The 15894-nt window shown below is 42.1% G+C and carries 10 protein-coding genes; 1 reads left to right on the forward strand and 9 read right to left on the reverse strand.

Annotation, left to right across the window (positions count from 1 at the left end; all coding sequences use genetic code 11):
• The first annotated feature begins 160 nt into the window (after positions 1–160).
• A complete protein-coding gene (locus B4G94_RS10685; protein WP_286858798.1) occupies positions 161–2632 on the forward strand; it encodes a phosphocholine-specific phospholipase C in 2472 nt (823 codons plus the stop codon).
• Positions 2633–2746: 114 nt separating this feature from the next.
• On the opposite strand, the gene B4G94_RS10690 is transcribed toward B4G94_RS10685, so the two are convergent.
• From B4G94_RS10690 to B4G94_RS10730, 9 genes are all read right to left on the reverse strand, one after another.
• The gene (locus B4G94_RS10690) at positions 2747–3991 is read right to left on the reverse strand and encodes a hypothetical protein (protein ID WP_286858800.1); all 1245 of its coding nucleotides are present in this window, start codon (positions 3989–3991) and stop codon (positions 2747–2749) included.
• Positions 3992–4176: 185 nt separating this feature from the next.
• Entirely contained in the window at positions 4177–5712 is a 1536-nt protein-coding gene (locus B4G94_RS10695; protein WP_286858802.1) for a PKD-like family lipoprotein, read from the reverse strand.
• Between the two features lie 21 nt (positions 5713–5733).
• The gene (locus B4G94_RS10700; RefSeq protein WP_286858804.1) at positions 5734–6528 is read right to left on the reverse strand and encodes a DUF4843 domain-containing protein; all 795 of its coding nucleotides are present in this window, start codon (positions 6526–6528) and stop codon (positions 5734–5736) included.
• A 6-nt stretch (positions 6529–6534) separates the two neighbouring features.
• Positions 6535–7986: a RagB/SusD family nutrient uptake outer membrane protein gene (locus B4G94_RS10705; RefSeq protein ID WP_286858805.1), complete on the reverse strand. Its 1452-nt coding sequence runs from the start codon at positions 7984–7986 to the stop codon at positions 6535–6537.
• Positions 7986–11438 (reverse strand): SusC/RagA family TonB-linked outer membrane protein, encoded by a 3453-nt coding sequence (locus tag B4G94_RS10710; protein ID WP_286858806.1) that lies wholly within the window; start codon positions 11436–11438, stop codon positions 7986–7988. Before B4G94_RS10710 ends, B4G94_RS10705 begins: the two co-directional genes overlap by 1 nt.
• Positions 11439–11465: 27 nt before the next feature.
• Positions 11466–12590 (reverse strand): FecR family protein, encoded by a 1125-nt coding sequence (locus B4G94_RS10715; protein ID WP_286858807.1) that lies wholly within the window; start codon positions 12588–12590, stop codon positions 11466–11468.
• A 75-nt stretch (positions 12591–12665) separates the two neighbouring features.
• Positions 12666–13223, reverse strand: coding sequence for an RNA polymerase sigma factor (locus B4G94_RS10720; RefSeq protein WP_286858808.1), 558 nt, complete (start codon positions 13221–13223; stop codon positions 12666–12668).
• Positions 13224–13315: 92 nt separating this feature from the next.
• The gene (locus tag B4G94_RS10725) at positions 13316–14659 is read right to left on the reverse strand and encodes a TlpA family protein disulfide reductase (protein WP_286858809.1); all 1344 of its coding nucleotides are present in this window, start codon (positions 14657–14659) and stop codon (positions 13316–13318) included.
• Positions 14660–14671: 12 nt separating this feature from the next.
• Positions 14672–15889: a thioredoxin family protein gene (locus tag B4G94_RS10730; RefSeq protein ID WP_286858810.1), complete on the reverse strand. Its 1218-nt coding sequence runs from the start codon at positions 15887–15889 to the stop codon at positions 14672–14674.
• Between the last annotated feature and the right edge of the window lie 5 nt (positions 15890–15894).

A 15894-nucleotide genomic window follows, 5' to 3' on the forward strand; every position in this document is an offset into this window, starting at 1 on the left:
ATACTTTAATCTGTTAATTTTTTATCGTGAAAACTATCCCCGCGCACCATATCAATCGTGTGCGGGGATTTTTGTTAAAAACGTTACATTAAAAAGCGGTGGCGAATGAATATATTCGTTGATAGACCATTGAATTTATAGGAGATATAATAAATATTTTATGGATAGTAGAAGAGATTTTATCAAGAAGGCTTCATTGCTGGCTGGGGTTTTTGGTTTACAAAGCGCTGTACCGGATGCGATACAACGCGCTTTGGCGATTGAACCAGTTGCGGGGAGTTCTTTTTTAGATGCCGAGCATATTGTTTTGTTAATGCAGGAGAATCGCTCCTTTGACCATAGTTTTGGTACACTGAGAGGAGTTCGGGGATTTAATGATCCAAGAGCTATCCAGTTGCCTAGTGGAAATCCGGTATGGTTGCAAGCTTCAGCTTCAGGAAAGACCTATTCACCCTTTCGATTGGATATCAAGAATTCCAATGCCGCCTGGACAGGAAATCTTCCCCATTCCTGGGAAAATCAAATGGCGGCACGTAATCAGGGTAAACATGATAACTGGATTGAAGCAAAGCGTCCCAGTGGAAAGGTGCTGAGTGAGATACCGTTAACCATGGGCTATTATACCCGTGAAGATATACCCTTCTATTATGCATTAGCCGATGCGTTTACCATCTGTGACCAACATTTTTGTTCGTCCATTACAGGTACGACAACCAATCGTCATTTTTTCTGGACAGGCACTTGTGTGCCCAATAAAGGAGCAAAACCGTTGATTCGTAATTCGGATATTTATTTCAACCGTTGGGCGCATTGGAAAACTTTTCCTGAACGTCTAGAAGCTGCGGGTATTCCTTGGAAGGTATATCAGAATGAAGTCAGTATGGAGAGCGGTCTTCATGGAGAAGAATGGTTAGGTAATTTTACAGATAATAACTTAGAGTGGTTTTCACAATACCATATTGAATTCAAAAAAAGCCACTTGGAATTTATGCGTAAGCGTGTCGTTGAACTACCTACTGAGATCCAGGAGCTTGAAAAAGCATTGGCGAATAATGGAACCGAAAGTGTACAGAAAACCCAAAATAAGCTTAAGCAAAAACAAGAGCAGCTGAGCAGTTATAAGAAACAACTGGAACGACTCACCGAACAGGCATTCCAACAACTTCCTAAAGAGCAAATCGCGTTGCATAAGCGTGCTTTTCAGACCAATGAGGATGACGCGTTCTATCGTGAGACAGCTTCCGTCCTACATGAAGGTGAAGAGATTACTGTTCCAAAAGGGGATGTACTCCATCAATTCCGGAAAGATGTCAAGTCTGGGAAATTGCCAACAGTATCTTGGCTTGTCGCCCCACAATGTTTTTCAGATCATCCAAGTGCGCCGATGTATGGTGCATGGTATGTATCCGAAATACTGAATATTCTGACAGAGAACCCTGAAGTCTGGAAGAAAACAATCTTTATACTAAACTACGATGAGAATGATGGATACTTCGATCATATTCCGCCGTTTGTCGCACCTAATCCGGCAGATGCACGGTCAGGAAAGACTTCAGTAGGCTTGGATTATAGTGGTGAATATGTGAGTTTGGAGCAAGAACTTACCAGTGGTGAGAAGAAGGAACACGCTACAGAGGGACCGGTTGGTCTGGGCTATCGGGTGCCGTTGATCATTGCATCTCCATGGAGCAAAGGTGGCTGGGTTAATTCGGAGGTGTGCGACATCACTTCGACCATTCAATTTATGGAGTATTTCTTCGATAAGAAGCTTGGTAGGGATGTGAAAGAACAAAACATCAGTTCGTGGCGCCGTGCCATTACGGGAGATCTGACTTCGGTATTTCGGAAAGCAGAAGGTGGTGTTCCTGTAGAATTGCCGTTCTTGAACCGCAATCAACAGATTTATGCAATTGATCAGGCCAAATCCAAACCGCTACCGAATAACTTCCATGTATGGACTGCTGATGAAATGCAAGCCTTACAAAATACGGGAAAGGCTGCACAATTGGCAAGACAGGAAAAAGGTCAAAAAAATTCCAATGCGCTGGCCTATGAGTTATATGCAGGTGAAACGATTGATAAAGACAGCGTAAAACTGACGATGTCCGCTGGGAATAAGCTATTCGGAACGAAATCCCTAAGCAGTCCTTTTAATGTGTATAGTGGACCGAGCTATAAAGATGGTGTCAGCTTCTGGCCTTTTGCGGTGATTGCTGGTGAAGAATTGAGTTTTGATTGGAGTCGAGCTGACTTTAAAGATGGTTATTATGATTTAACGGCATATGGCCCAAATGGGTTTATGCGCAGCTTTAAAGGGGATAGGGAATCTTTGTCTGTGGTCGCAACTTATGAGATCGGGAAAAAAGGTATTCCCACGGGAAACCTAATCTTAGAAGCGAGCAATAAAGGAGACAAAGTGCTTCATGTGCAGGTGAAAGATAATGCCTACAGTTCCTGGAGGAAAGATGTTGTATTGGGTGCCGGTAAAACGACCAAGTGGGTTGTAGACTCTCAGAAGGTTAGCGGTTGGTATGATGTTACTTTACAGATTGTGGGAAGTAAATTTGTCCGCCAATTTGCCGGTCGTGTGGAGACAGGAAGTCACTCGAAGACTGATCCACAATTGGGGTAATGACCATATAAGCAAAGCAGCGAATAGGGTTGGCCTATTCGTTATATGAACAAAAAAAGATCCCAGCTTTTATTTGAGCTGGGATCTTTTTAATATACTATTCCTTACACTCGCTTATAAAGCAAGCTGTACTTTCGCGGGGTAGATGCGATTGGGGTCTGCAAACAATGCGACACTTTCTACCAAAGCAGAAACGGTAGGTACAATCTTTTGCTGCCCCATATTTTTGTCATTATATATAATTGTGACTTTCTTGGATAGGTTGATAAGTTCATTATTGACAAAAATTGAGATTTTTCCTTTTTTCAATGCTTGCTGCGCAGTCATATCTGGGTTTAACAATTTAGTTTTTAATGTAATGGTATTTGTCGCTTTATCCATATCAATATCAAATCTGACACGGTCGTATTGGGGATTGTCTTTGAGGGATACCGGAGATTGTTCGATAGCAATATTGTAAAAGCCTTTTCGATATCTTCCATCCATCGGAAACCAGATCCAGTTGACGTGTCGCGGATTTGGTTTACGTTTATATTGAACTAACCATGGTGATGTGCGTGTATAATCTATCCCATGTCCTCTCCCTTCTTGCAGGACAATATTGTGTACAAAATCTCCTGGAAATAGATGTTCCAAGCTGTCGAGCGCGTTTTTAGCGGAAAGGGTGAGTGTATTCCTTCCAAATCCAGTATCGTTGGCACCTGTTTGAAATGAAAAGGCCAAATGTTTGAAATTTTCGGGCGGAGCATTTTTTAAGGGTTCCCCCCCGGCCATTGGCCCAGCTCCGGCGAAGTAATCGGCGTAAAAAGCTGCTAATCGCTGGCTTCCGTAGCCTCCTTCGGAAATCCCCATGACATACAGCGCATTTGGATCAATTTGCGGGTCAAGCATGGCTAGACGAAGCAACTTTTCCCAAGCTAGCTGAACAGGCTTCAACCACCACCGATATCTTCGTTCGTTGGGAATCTGTGGAATAAAATAACGTGATGATGCATCGCGGTAACGCAGCGACCAAGCTAGCGTTGCTTTGAGTTCCATGTCTTTTGGGCCAGAACCGTGGAGGTTGAGAAACAGTGGTAATTTTGCCTGACCTATCGAACCTTTCTGGATGTAATAATAGGGTAAAGGATTTTCATTGACCAATTCCCATTGGTGTAGTTTATAGTCCTGAAGACCACGAGCTGCTTGGGTTGGCAGAGGAAGTGTCTCGCATCGACTGTTCACGGAATGCCATATGGCCCATATTTCCTGTTGTAAGGTTGTGATCTCGGCAGTTTTTACTTTGGTTTTATTATAGAAGGGCACTAGTGAATCTTCCGTTGCAACATTCGCAAGGCGTGCTTCGAAATATGTTTCCATTTTTGCAAGATCATTTTTGTGCAGCAGGGATTGGGCCTGGACTACTGACCCAATAATCATAAGAAAAATGAATCCGAATATCTTGTTTTTATAGCTTTTCATGGGAGTTACTGTTTGCTTAATCTGGATCTTCATTGGAGCTTGGCGCTAAACCAGAACCCCAATGAAGGTATGTTTTACTGTTGCTATTCGCGATAAGTGACCGATGCAATTTTACCAAAGCCATCATAGGAAGTGGATAATGTTGCTGTGCCAGATAAGGGGATTTGATAGAATTCCATTTTACCCGAAGTATTGGGAGCTGTTTCATCGTAACTGCAAACCATCAGTTTGGTCGCATAACTTTTATAGCGGACATTATTTTTATTCTGTATAAAACGCTGGTATTTGATCAGGCTGATTTTTCTGTTTCCCAAGTCAAGCAGCTGTTTATGCACTTTATTGAAAGGGTCGTATTGGTAAATCTTGCTTCCGACAGCGTACATCAGGTAACCATAGGTGGGATCGATCGCATAAAAATCCGCCTGATCAATCTGATTAAGATTCTCTACTTCGTCATAACCCAGTGGTGTAAATTTGGAACTAGAGGGTACAAAGCGATACAGCATTAGCCTTTGTGTTGTTGGACTTTTGAGTAAAGCATAGAACTGTTTAGTACTGGTCAACGCACATTCAAGATACAATAAGTCCTGGCCCATATTGGCCGGGTTAACGATGGTGGCATCTGTCGATGTGGGTATGACAGTAACCCGATTTGTGCCCATATGCAATATAAAGCGCCGTGCATCTTTGTCATAAAGTACTGCATATGCATCACGGTTTCCGTCATAACAAGCTACATACGGAGCTATATTTATATTGCTTCCCGTATTAAGCCTATTAATCGGCGGGCCGTATAAAATGGCCTGTTGTTTGTATTCGAACATTAAAATACCTTCGCTGTCCACAATGTAAGTTTGTGGTGTAGAACTACTGCCCATTCCTACCATGAGGTTAGCGTGGTAGTCCACACCAGTAGAACGAAGTACTTCCGTTTTGAGATTGCGGTAATCGGTCCAGTTGCGTGTTTGGTTATTGACACTATAGGTGGCTAGATGAGTGCTGATGTAGACCCGGTTATTATCATTGTTGCTAAATATGTCCTTGTTGGGCGTGTAATATACTTGAATAGGTTTCCCTTCCAATTTGAGATCACTGGTCGTCGCTAATAGATCTGTATAACGGTCAAATGGAAGTGAATCGGCTTTGTAATTGAGCATATCAAGCCGGCTTCCCCCATCGATTTCATTAAGAATAAGCCAACCATTTCCCAGTTCGGATGTCATGGTGAGATTGCAGGTATGTTGCCAACGTTCGCCTGTGCTTTTGTCAACGAGACGATAATACAACACATAAGAACCTGTTGGCAGGGGTACGTTTATATTTAAATCTTTTGTCGTTGCCAAAGGGATTTTTTTATCGGCATTGACTGTTGCCTGCCAATTGTAGGCAAACCATTCGAAGGTAAAGTTGGTGCTATCAATAGCTTTACTAAACGAGGTTTTGAATACAGGACTAATATTTAGGTTTTTTCCGGTAGCGCCAGTATATGCCTTTTCAATGCCACTGATACCGATTGTATCTAGGCTTGTATAGTTGTAATTGCCCAGGTCTTTTCTACAGCCTGAAAAGGCCATGACCAACAGCGTGATGATGGATAGGATATAGCGTATCTTTTTCATTTTTCTGTTTTCATAGGTTCGTTATTGTACATTTTTACCCATTTTCATTGGTGTGCCGTCGTCTTCCAAAATGGGCGTTCCCTTTGCTGTCATATCATTAAGGTGGGCCTGAAATCCATAACCCCAGGCGGGCAAACTATTGCCGGGCATTACTTCTTTGGTAATCTCGTTGATATTGAGATTTAGAACGCCAATTAACAGCTGAAATTTCTTTTGGCTATAGTCGCCAAGGTAATTTATCGTAGAGGAGGCAAACTTATTTCGCGATAGGTCCCAAAACCAGGGAGGGCCAACGATATCATCTGCAATAACAGAAAATCGATTAAAATAGCGTACTTGTTGCTGTTCACCTGTGCCAATAATCTGCGATTCCATCTGTACAGCAAAATTTTCATTGGCTTGCAGGGCCAAGTCTAAGATTCGCTTTTCCGTTTGTAGGGATTTAGATCGTCTGAGCCGAATTCGGACCGTATCCCGCAGCTGATGTGCCTTAATCTGAAAAGTCCTATTTTCGATTTCAAAATCCTGGCCCTCGACGAGTGTGCTGCTGGGCAGTATTTCCAGATGATAGCTCCGATCGGTGGCTGCCTTTGCCCCTGTGGTTGCCACGGGAACCGATAGCAATGTATCCTGGATCAGTTCAGAAATATAGCCATAGGAAAAGAAGCTGCTGTCTATCGGCCGATAGATGTTGGAGATTCTTTCCCCAGGAAAATAGATACTATTCTGGGATTGATAAAGATCGAGTGTATCTTCTTTACAACCTGTTGCATAGATTAGTATTGCAATAAATAGGTAAGCTTGTTTTTTCATCATGTTGGTTTATCTAGGTTCAGTTTCGACCAAAGGTAAGGGAAAGGTATACTGTGTGGTCGTTATTGTTTTTTGTGCATTGGATGTGGCGCTCAGGACAGAGGATGCATTTGTCCGTTTGTAATAATACCAGAGCTGGCCTTCCCCATAAAACTCACGACGGTATTCTTTCATAATATCTAGTGAAGTGTCTGTATATGCCGTTAATGCCTGACAATTGCGGTGCGTACGGATCTCGTTGAGGTAGGCTAGGGATTTGTTTGAATCGGTTTCGCATTCTGCGGCAATAAGGAAAACCTCACTTAGTCTAAGCCCTGCTATGGTATAACGATAATTAGGGGCACTGGTGTTACTGAGGTCCTGATATTTTAGGAAAACATTGTATGATTTGCCGCCTGCTACCTGCCAGTTGAGGTTGTAACGATAATCATTGGGCCAGTTGTCAAAGATTGTATTTAAGAAAGACGGATTGGTTCCAGCCGTTAGAATGGTATTGTCCGCTAGTGAAGGATTGTAGAGATTGTTGTAGATGCTGTACAGATTACGGTTCTCAAAAGCAAAGAGCAGTTCGGTGGAGTAAATGCGATTTACAGTAGCGGGGTCGCTGATATTTGTATTCTGTACCCAGGGGAACTTGCTTTTATTTTGAATAACAGTTTCTGCGGCTGTAAGTGCTTCTGCTTTCCGGTCAGCATACAATAGTACACGGGCTTGTAAACCTTTAATCGCGTAGTAATTAAGGTGATAATTACGTGCCTGTAGGTATGGCTTTTTGCCATAGTCGATGGTTCCCGTGGTCTGATCGACTTTGGTCATCGTGAGTACGGGATCTGATGTCTGCAATAGTTTTTCCGCAAGTCCGAGATCCTCCAGAATATGGTCGATGACTTCCTTTGTTGTGGAATATGGGGCAGATTCATAACCAGTATGGTCATAATAAGGAATCGTTGTGGCTTCTGGTGCTACTGTATAGGCTGGTGCAAACATGCGCACAAGGTCAAAATATAAATAGGCGCGGAGCGCATGTGCTTCGCCTGACATAATGGCTTTGGACTGTTCATCCAAGACCGAGCCATAGGTCGCTATGTTTTCCAAATACTTATTGATATTGGTGATATTGACATACAGATTTGTCCAAATCGCGCTGATGCGACCTTTTGGGGCAGCTTCTTCGTAATTGAAATTTGTGAGTGCTTGTAGGCCAACGTCATGTGTTGAAGACATGTAATAATATTGTGCCAGGAGATCAGGGACTTGTAGCGTCAATTCACTGCCATAGAGATTGTCGGCGCCTAACTTGAGGTATATGCCATTGAGTCCGTCTATGAATCCTTGAGAGGTCTGGAAGACCTCATCTTCAATAAATTTATCTTCGGGCTTTACATCTAGCCATTTGTTGCAGCCAGTTAATGCGCATGCACAAACGAACAATGGAATGAGTATTTTTTTTAGCTGTTTCATTATTTCAGTGTTGCGTTTAAACTTAGGGATATCGATCGTGTGAAGGGGTAGTCTATACCACGTTCGCGTTTAACGGTCGAGGTATAGAATATATCATTCATGTAGGCAGAGAGTCGTAGATTGGAGAGTTTGGCCCGGTCCAGCCAACGTTTACCTCTAAATTCGTAACCAAAATTAATGGACTCCCCGCTAAATGTGTTTTCGTCCTGTACAAAACGGGAAGAAATAGGGGTAGTACCAGTGATAGCTATTGCTTTAAATTGTGCAATATCACCTGGATTTTTCCAACGTTCATATAGCGCACGTTTATCCTGATTGTTTTCGACATTGTTGATTGATATATTCTCTACTTTATTATACAGTGCGGAGTTGAGATAGTCACTTTTCAGCTTATAGCGGATAATGACGCTTGCTGTAAATCCTTTATAGCCCAGGGTACCACGCAGGGTTCCTTCTGCTAAAGGCTGTGAGCTTCCGACAACGACAATATCATTGGTATTATAATTAAATGTTTGCTGGCCATCCTTCGATAAGAAGACTTCTTGACCAGTTGCTGGATCTATGCCCAGAGAACGTACAGCCCATAAGTCGCGGGGGCTATAACCGTCTTTAAAACGAACAAGAGACTGGCTGGTTTGCATTTCTTCATTGAGGGAGTTGAGCTTATCGTTGAAGTTATCATACCGTTGTTTTGTTATGGCTCCTGTAAGGCCAAAGGTTAAAACAAATTGATCTTTTGGCCGGTATATGGGCGAATAGTTGATGATTGTTTCTATTCCTTTGACGTCCAATGTACCTGCATTAAAAGGGTAGTTGGAGAGTCCTGTAGAGGCAGGTAATGTGACGGCGACTACTAAGGGGTCAGTATATTTGTCAAAAGCATTAACTTGCACATTTAGTTTGTTTTTGAAAAATGTACCGTCAAGCCCAATGCTTGTCTGCCGCGTGCGTTGCCATTCGAGGTCCGGTGCGCCCAAAGCGGATAGGTAAATGCCTTGACCAAAACGATTGACATTACGATCATAGTCAAATATGGACTGGCTGACGTTGCCGAAGCTTTGATTACCGGTGATGCCTATATTCCCACGGAGCCGCAGGCTATTGATCCAAGGGGTGTTTTGAAGGAACTGCTCTTTGTGGGCGTTCCAGCTGAAACCGATGGAGTAGTAGGGCGAATACAAGTTGTTGGATCCAAAACTGGTAGAACCGTCTAAATTATAGTTAAAATCGGCATTATAGCGCTGGTCATAGGAATAGTTGACGGAGGCTACAATAGAGTTGCGGCGCGCGATTCGGGTCGCCACACTAGGCTTTGAGCCTGTCTGGTAGCCAAAAGCAAAGGAGGGATTTCCATTACTGGCCGAAGGGAAGCCGACAGCTATATAGCCATTGGACCGGCTATTGTTTTCGTTGATCTCACCCCGTAAGTTCGCTGTCAGGCTATGCACTTTTTGAAAAACTTTTGCATAGGTCAGCATGACATTGGCGGTATAACTGAACGATTCCGCTCCACGATAAGTTAACCTGCCCTTAAGGTCATTGGTCACTTCATCAAATTCGGTATCAAGCGGGGAGACGAAAGCATTTGAATTGGTTGTACTTTTGCTGATCTGTGCTCCGGCAGTTATACGGAATGCGGGATTAAAGGTATAAGTTAGCTGTAGGTTGTTGCTAATCGTGTAATTTTTAGTTCGGTTATAGCTGGATAATGACGCATTATAAAGAGGATTGGCTATCGATATGAAGTATCCAGAATTGATGGATTCTGTACGGGCCAGATATTTTTCATCGATTGATTTCAATTCATAATAAGGATTCGTGTTTACCCAAGAGGAGAAGCTGCCATAAGGCGATTCATTGCCTGTGTATCCCGAGGCAAAAGCTCTATTGGCAATATTGAGTTTCCCGGTCCGATAATTTAAATTAATATTGGCACCCCAATCTTCTCTTCCAGAGCCGATCAAGGCTCCTTTTGTTGTTCGATAGTTGCCGCCAAGGTCAAAGACTACAGCCCCCTCACCTCCTCTGGCGCTTAGCGAATGACGTTGTGAATAGGCTGTCTGAATAGGCTTGTCCAACCAGTAGGTGTCTACCCCTCGCAAAACGTTCTGTAACCGATCATTATAAATCTTGTCCAAGACAATCTGCTGTTCAAAGGTATTGCTGGTTGCCGTATATCTTCCTGAAAGACGTTCAAACTCCAGTTTTTCTGCGGCGTTCATCATGTTGTAGCTGCTTAAATCGGGGAACTCAAGATTTAGATCTGAGGTATAACTTAACCGTACTTTTCCGGCAACAGGCTTAATGGTTTCGATGACGACGACACCATTGGAGGCCCTGGAGCCATATATCGCGGTCGACGCCGCATCCTTTAGGATGGTGGCCGACTTGATAATATTCATGTCGAGGCTCATAATGGTTCTGAGATCGGATTCAAAGCCATCGAGGATAAACAAGGGCTGATTGGGGTCGGACGAAAATTCATCGCGCAATGAGGATGTGGCAATACTGGTTTGCCCACGCAGTTCGATAGTAGGAAGCGCATTCGGATTGGATCCTACACTGTTGTTTTCAATTTGGATAAATGAGGGATCTAGTGCACGTAAGCTAGCAACGATATTTTGATTGTTGACCATTTTGAGTTCTTCGCCCGTGAAGCTTGATGTTGCCCCGGTGAAGCTTTCCTTTTTGCGTTCCATCATACCTGTGACAATTACTTCGTCGACAACGTGCTCGACACGTTTAAGTTTGAGGGTCAGATGTTCAGTTGATTTTTTGGCAGTGAATTCACTGTTTTCAAAACCAAGCATAGAAACTATTACCTTTTGTCCGTCCGCCGATAGTGGAAGTGAAAAATTGCCATTAGCCATGGATTGTACGGCTTTCCGTGGCTCATTCTTCAAGCGAAGTGTGGCTCCCACTATTGGAGTGCCCGTTTCGTCTATTATTGTGCCTGTGATGGCATTTTGATTATTGCTATTTTTTGCCTTGTTATTCCGGGAAGCTTTTGGAATAGATTTGATAACAATGGTTTTATTGACGATTTCATAGTCTAGTCCATTTGGCTCAAGGATAGCTTTTAAAGCTTCTTTAAGACTTGTGTTTTTGAGTACAATTTGGTTGGTCCGTATCTTCTCCATATCGATATCCTTGTAGAAGAAGCTGTATCCCGATTGCTTTTCCAATTGCTGAAAGACTTGCCTGATACTGGTGTTTTGAGTGTTAATGGAAATCTGTTGGGCGTTTAATAAGCCGTATACATGTAAAAGCCCCGCTGTTAATAACGTTGGTAACAAGTGCAAATTCATTTTTTTTCCGCGAATTGACTTGTATTTAACACTGTCGTGGTCACTTGTCTGCCGCTTGCTCCAATAGGCGGCAGAGAAAATTTGGGCTGTGCCCAGGGTAGGTGCCCAAGGCACCCGAGGTCTTGTTTTGTTAAATTCTTTCATGAAAGGTAGGTGTTAATTCGTATTTAGTTAGTTTGCTAAACGGATCATTCGTACGTTGTTGTTATTCTTTTCTATTCTAATTGATATACCGGCGGTCCTCAGGACTTCAAGCACCTCTTTTAGGTTTGTTTGTTTCAGGATCTTACCACTGAACTTTTCACTGAAATTTGAATTGTCCAGTTCAACGCGTAGATCATACCAACGCGCCAGTTGGCGCATTATTTCGTTGGGGCTGGCGTTATTAAAGGTAAAGTAACCTTCGCGCCATGCAGCGTATTCTGTGGCATCTACAGACTTTTTGCTGATCGAGGAGGCATTGGATAGCGCCTGTTGATTGGGTGAGAGGACAAGTTTTTGATTCCGCTGTTGCACTTCGACTTTCCCCTCGACTAGGGTTGTTTTGGTCAATGGCTCATTGTCGTAGGCTTGTACGTTGAAGTGTGTTCCAAGGACTTTAATGTCTTGGTTCGATGTTTTGACGATAAAAGGTTGTGCAGGATTTTTGGTTACTTCAAAATAGGCCTCACCATGCAGTTCGACCAAGCGTTCGGTTCCGGTAAATTTAGAAGGATATGTTAATGAACTATTAGCGTTCATCCACACTTTGGTACCATCAGGCAGTGCTATTTTGAAGAGCTGTCCTCTAGGTGTCGATAAGGTATTCTGGACAATCTTATCTGCCTGATTATTATAAACAAGTTCCCCGTTTTTGATTTCCTGTATGCCGTCTATGGCCGGTACGGATTTCCCTGTTTTATCCAATATGATGACTTTACCATCCTCAAAAGATAGTTTTACCTTTTCTTTGGCAGGTTGTATGGCTGCCAATTGAGTAAGAGGAACTGGATTGAAGACAAGGTTGTTTCTGTAGTAAATATAGCTTAAGCTCGCGCTTACAATTATAAAGATACTGGCAGCTACCTGTAATTGGAGGCGGTACTTTTTGTGGAAAGGAATTACCTCGATAAATGCAGGATGCCCAAAAAGGCGCTCGCGGACCCGTTTTTGTCCACCTTGGATAATATCCTCGGTGGGAAACTGTAACGAAGATTGTTCGTCAAAGGAGTCCTTTAAGGTATGGTATTCTTCCCTTGTCTCGAAACCGAGTAGGTATTTCCGTATTAATGTGGCGAATGAATTAGGTATGTTCATTATTTCTTTTGGTTAGCCTTGTATAGATATAGTCACCGAAAGAATAAAAAGCACCTACGGAAAAATGAGAAAAAATTAAAGAAATGAAATAAAAAGATGAAAGTCTTTGGTTATGAGGCGCAAGCGTTTAAGGGCTTTGTTGATTTGGTTTTCAACGGTGCTCTTGGATAGCCCGTATTCAAGGGCGATTTGGTTGATGGATTTGTTGTTGATGCGACTTTCCTTGAAGATCACTTTACAGCGTTCGGGCAGATTTTCGATTTCTTCTTGGATTAGGTCGAGTAGATAGCGGTAATGCAAGCGATCTTCGATGGGAGCATCGTCCAATACAATGTCAACCTTACCGATCTCAATGGTATGTTGCGTACTGTTTTTATTAAAATAGGTGAACGTTAAGTAACGTGCTCCTGTTTTCAAGTAAGATTCAATATTATTGATTTCTTGTAATCTGCTGCGGTTTTTCCATATGCTCAAAAAGAGATCATGTAGGATGTCTTCTGTAGCTTCGGTATTTTTTATTCTTTGGTAGACCTGTTGGTAGACTTTTTTCCAGAAGTGGTTGTACAGTGCATCAAATGCCGTACGATCGCCGGCAGCGATTTGCTGTAGCCAATATGCAATATTGTTTTCCATTTTCGGGTAGTTACCATACAAAAGTATTTAAAAAATGAATAAATAAAAATAAGTTAGGGCATTCATATTGTTACCCTAACTTATTGTGATCCTTATTTTTTAATCCATTCTTCAAGTAATGTTTTCAATTTTGGGTCACTAGGTCTCGGACTATCTGCGGAGATTAGGTTTCCAGCCTTATCGATCAGAATATAACGTGGTATACCATTTACTTTATATGCGTTTGTCAACTCATTTCCCGGTCCCGCGTGTAATTGAATTCCTTTCATATTTTTCTCTTTAACATAAGTTTCCCATTTTGGTTTGTCCTGGTCGACAGAAACACCAACAAATGCGATCGGTTTTCCTTTAAACTCCTCGTTAAGTTTTTCCCAATGTGGTTCTTCCGCACGACAAGGTCCACACCATGTAGCCCACATATCGACCAATACTACCTTACCTTTAAGATCGGTGAGACTTGTTTTCTTGCCACTAAGATCGGGATAGCTAAATTGGAAAGCTGGCACACCTATTTTTGTTTCTACCAGTTTTAGCTCAACGGCCTTTGCTCGTTCAATCTGTTCGGGTAAGGTGAAATAGTTGCTATAGGTATTATTCATCTCCTGAAAGTCGCTGTACGAGCGAACTGTCTCTAAACGTTGTAAAATATATTGTCCTTTAAGCACATCGGGTCCGATGGTAGAAATTAGTTTATCCATACTGGGCTTACTAGCAAGATCAACTTTTCGATAAACTAAATTTGTTAAGAACCGGTCACCATATGGCAGTTTCAATAATGTAGGTGTCAAATATTTATCGGCAATGAATGTCGTATAATAATCACTCATTTCTTCCTTGCTTGGGTGAGCTGTCCGTGGCATTTGTAAGTAGGATGTCGCATAATAGGCAAAATCAAAGTCAACGATTTCCGCGAAGAGCTTGTCAAAGTTTTTATTTCCTGTTTTAGCTGTATTTTTAATACCGTCCAATTTTCCTTTGAATTCCTCTACCTCAGGGAAAAAGTCCACATAGGTGCTCATGCCACCTGGTGTCAGCCCTTTATCATGAAAAGGCTTGGCCTGTTGATCCCAATTGTATAATTCTTGATTTTCCGGACTATTTTTTCCTGTCAACTCGTAGGCGCCTTGGTCTAATTTGAGGTTTAATTCTTCGTTACCTTTGAAATAGAAACGAAATAATCCCTGTTGGCTTTGTGGATTTCCACTTCCTAAAGAATATAGACCCTCATATTCTGGAGTGAATCGAAATCCGAATCGGCCTTGTGCGTCTGGTACAGCGGTAGCGATTTCTTTCAATCGGCCATTAAGGACTTTAAAAAGTCCGATACGTTTTATTTTTCCCGGAACAACGGTTCCGGTGATGTTGCTGGGCTGTTGTGCGACTGTGACGAATGCGGTAACAAGCGCGGTAACTAATAAAAGTGTTTTTCTGATCATAGTACAGTTCGTTTAAATTAGTTTAATTGGAATAATTTTTTTGATGTCTTTTGCTTTAAATACGGTGTTATCTTTCTTCTCAATTGCTTTTTGAAGTGTGAGAAACTCATTTTTATTGGGTGAGAAATAGGGTGAATTCGAGGTGTTTAATACAATAGCTATGGCTTCAGCTGCTTTATCATAATCTTTTAGGTAATAATGTAAGAGAGCAAGGCGATAGTTGTCAACTATATCTAAAGGCTGTTGTTGTCCTAGGTATTGTACTCGGATAGTTTGTAAAATCGTCGGGTTATTTGATTGGTCTATAATAACTGGCCCTAAAGCATTGCTTCTTTCATCCCAGTTTGGATATACTTTATATTGGTCGATTAGTGCTAAATAACTTCGGGCATCTTTGGAGCCAGTGTAATAGTTTGTAATAAAGGTTGGTAGGAACACATCCCATAGTCTATCCGTAAAGGTTGGGCGAATGTATTTGAACATATTGTGGAGACTATCCAGCTGTTGTTTGTTGCCGAACTCTTTGCTCTTCGCTTTTGCTATGTTTGTAATTTTGTTTCGCAGCAGATTTCCCCCGTACATATGGATCAGTTGTGGAAGGTTGTTGTAAGCCCAATTATTGTACTTGTTAAATCCTGTAACGGAGTTGGCTAAGATAGCGGTTTCTTTAAAAAGGTTTTCTTGTTGATCTAGATAGCTTTCTAATTCAGCGAAATCGTGTTTTTCTCCAGTTTTGATAAACCGTTCGCTATACGCAGCGGGGTAGGGATTGTCTAGTGTCTTGTTAAATGCTAAATACTGTTGCGCTTTATCTCGTTGCTTAGCTTCCTGTAAGAGAGCAATCAACCTATCCACTGAAAAGAAGCCGGATTCTGTCAAAATGGTTTGTCCATCGGGGTTCACGATGACAAAGGTCGGGAAGCCGGGCGCACCATATTTACGCGCCAATTTTTTGCCATCCATTTCCTTCATGACATCAGTTTTGTAAAGAATATAATTTTTATTGAGCTCGTTGATGACATTGGTATTTGGAAATACTTCTTTGTCCATTTGGGCACAAGGGAGGCAGCCAACAAAGTAGAGGTCGATAAGGATCAACTTATTGTCTTTTTTCGCTTGGGCCTGGCATTCGGAATATGTACCCTGATAGGCTTTTTCCTGAGCACTTAATGCCTGGCGATAAAAAATGCCCATGCTAAGGATTGCCAAATAAAGAAAGAGTTTTTTCATTTTGT

The sequence above is a fragment of the Sphingobacterium sp. UBA7625 genome, assembly GCF_002484085.1.
Taxonomy (GTDB): Bacteria; Bacteroidota; Bacteroidia; order Sphingobacteriales; family Sphingobacteriaceae; genus Sphingobacterium; species Sphingobacterium athyrii.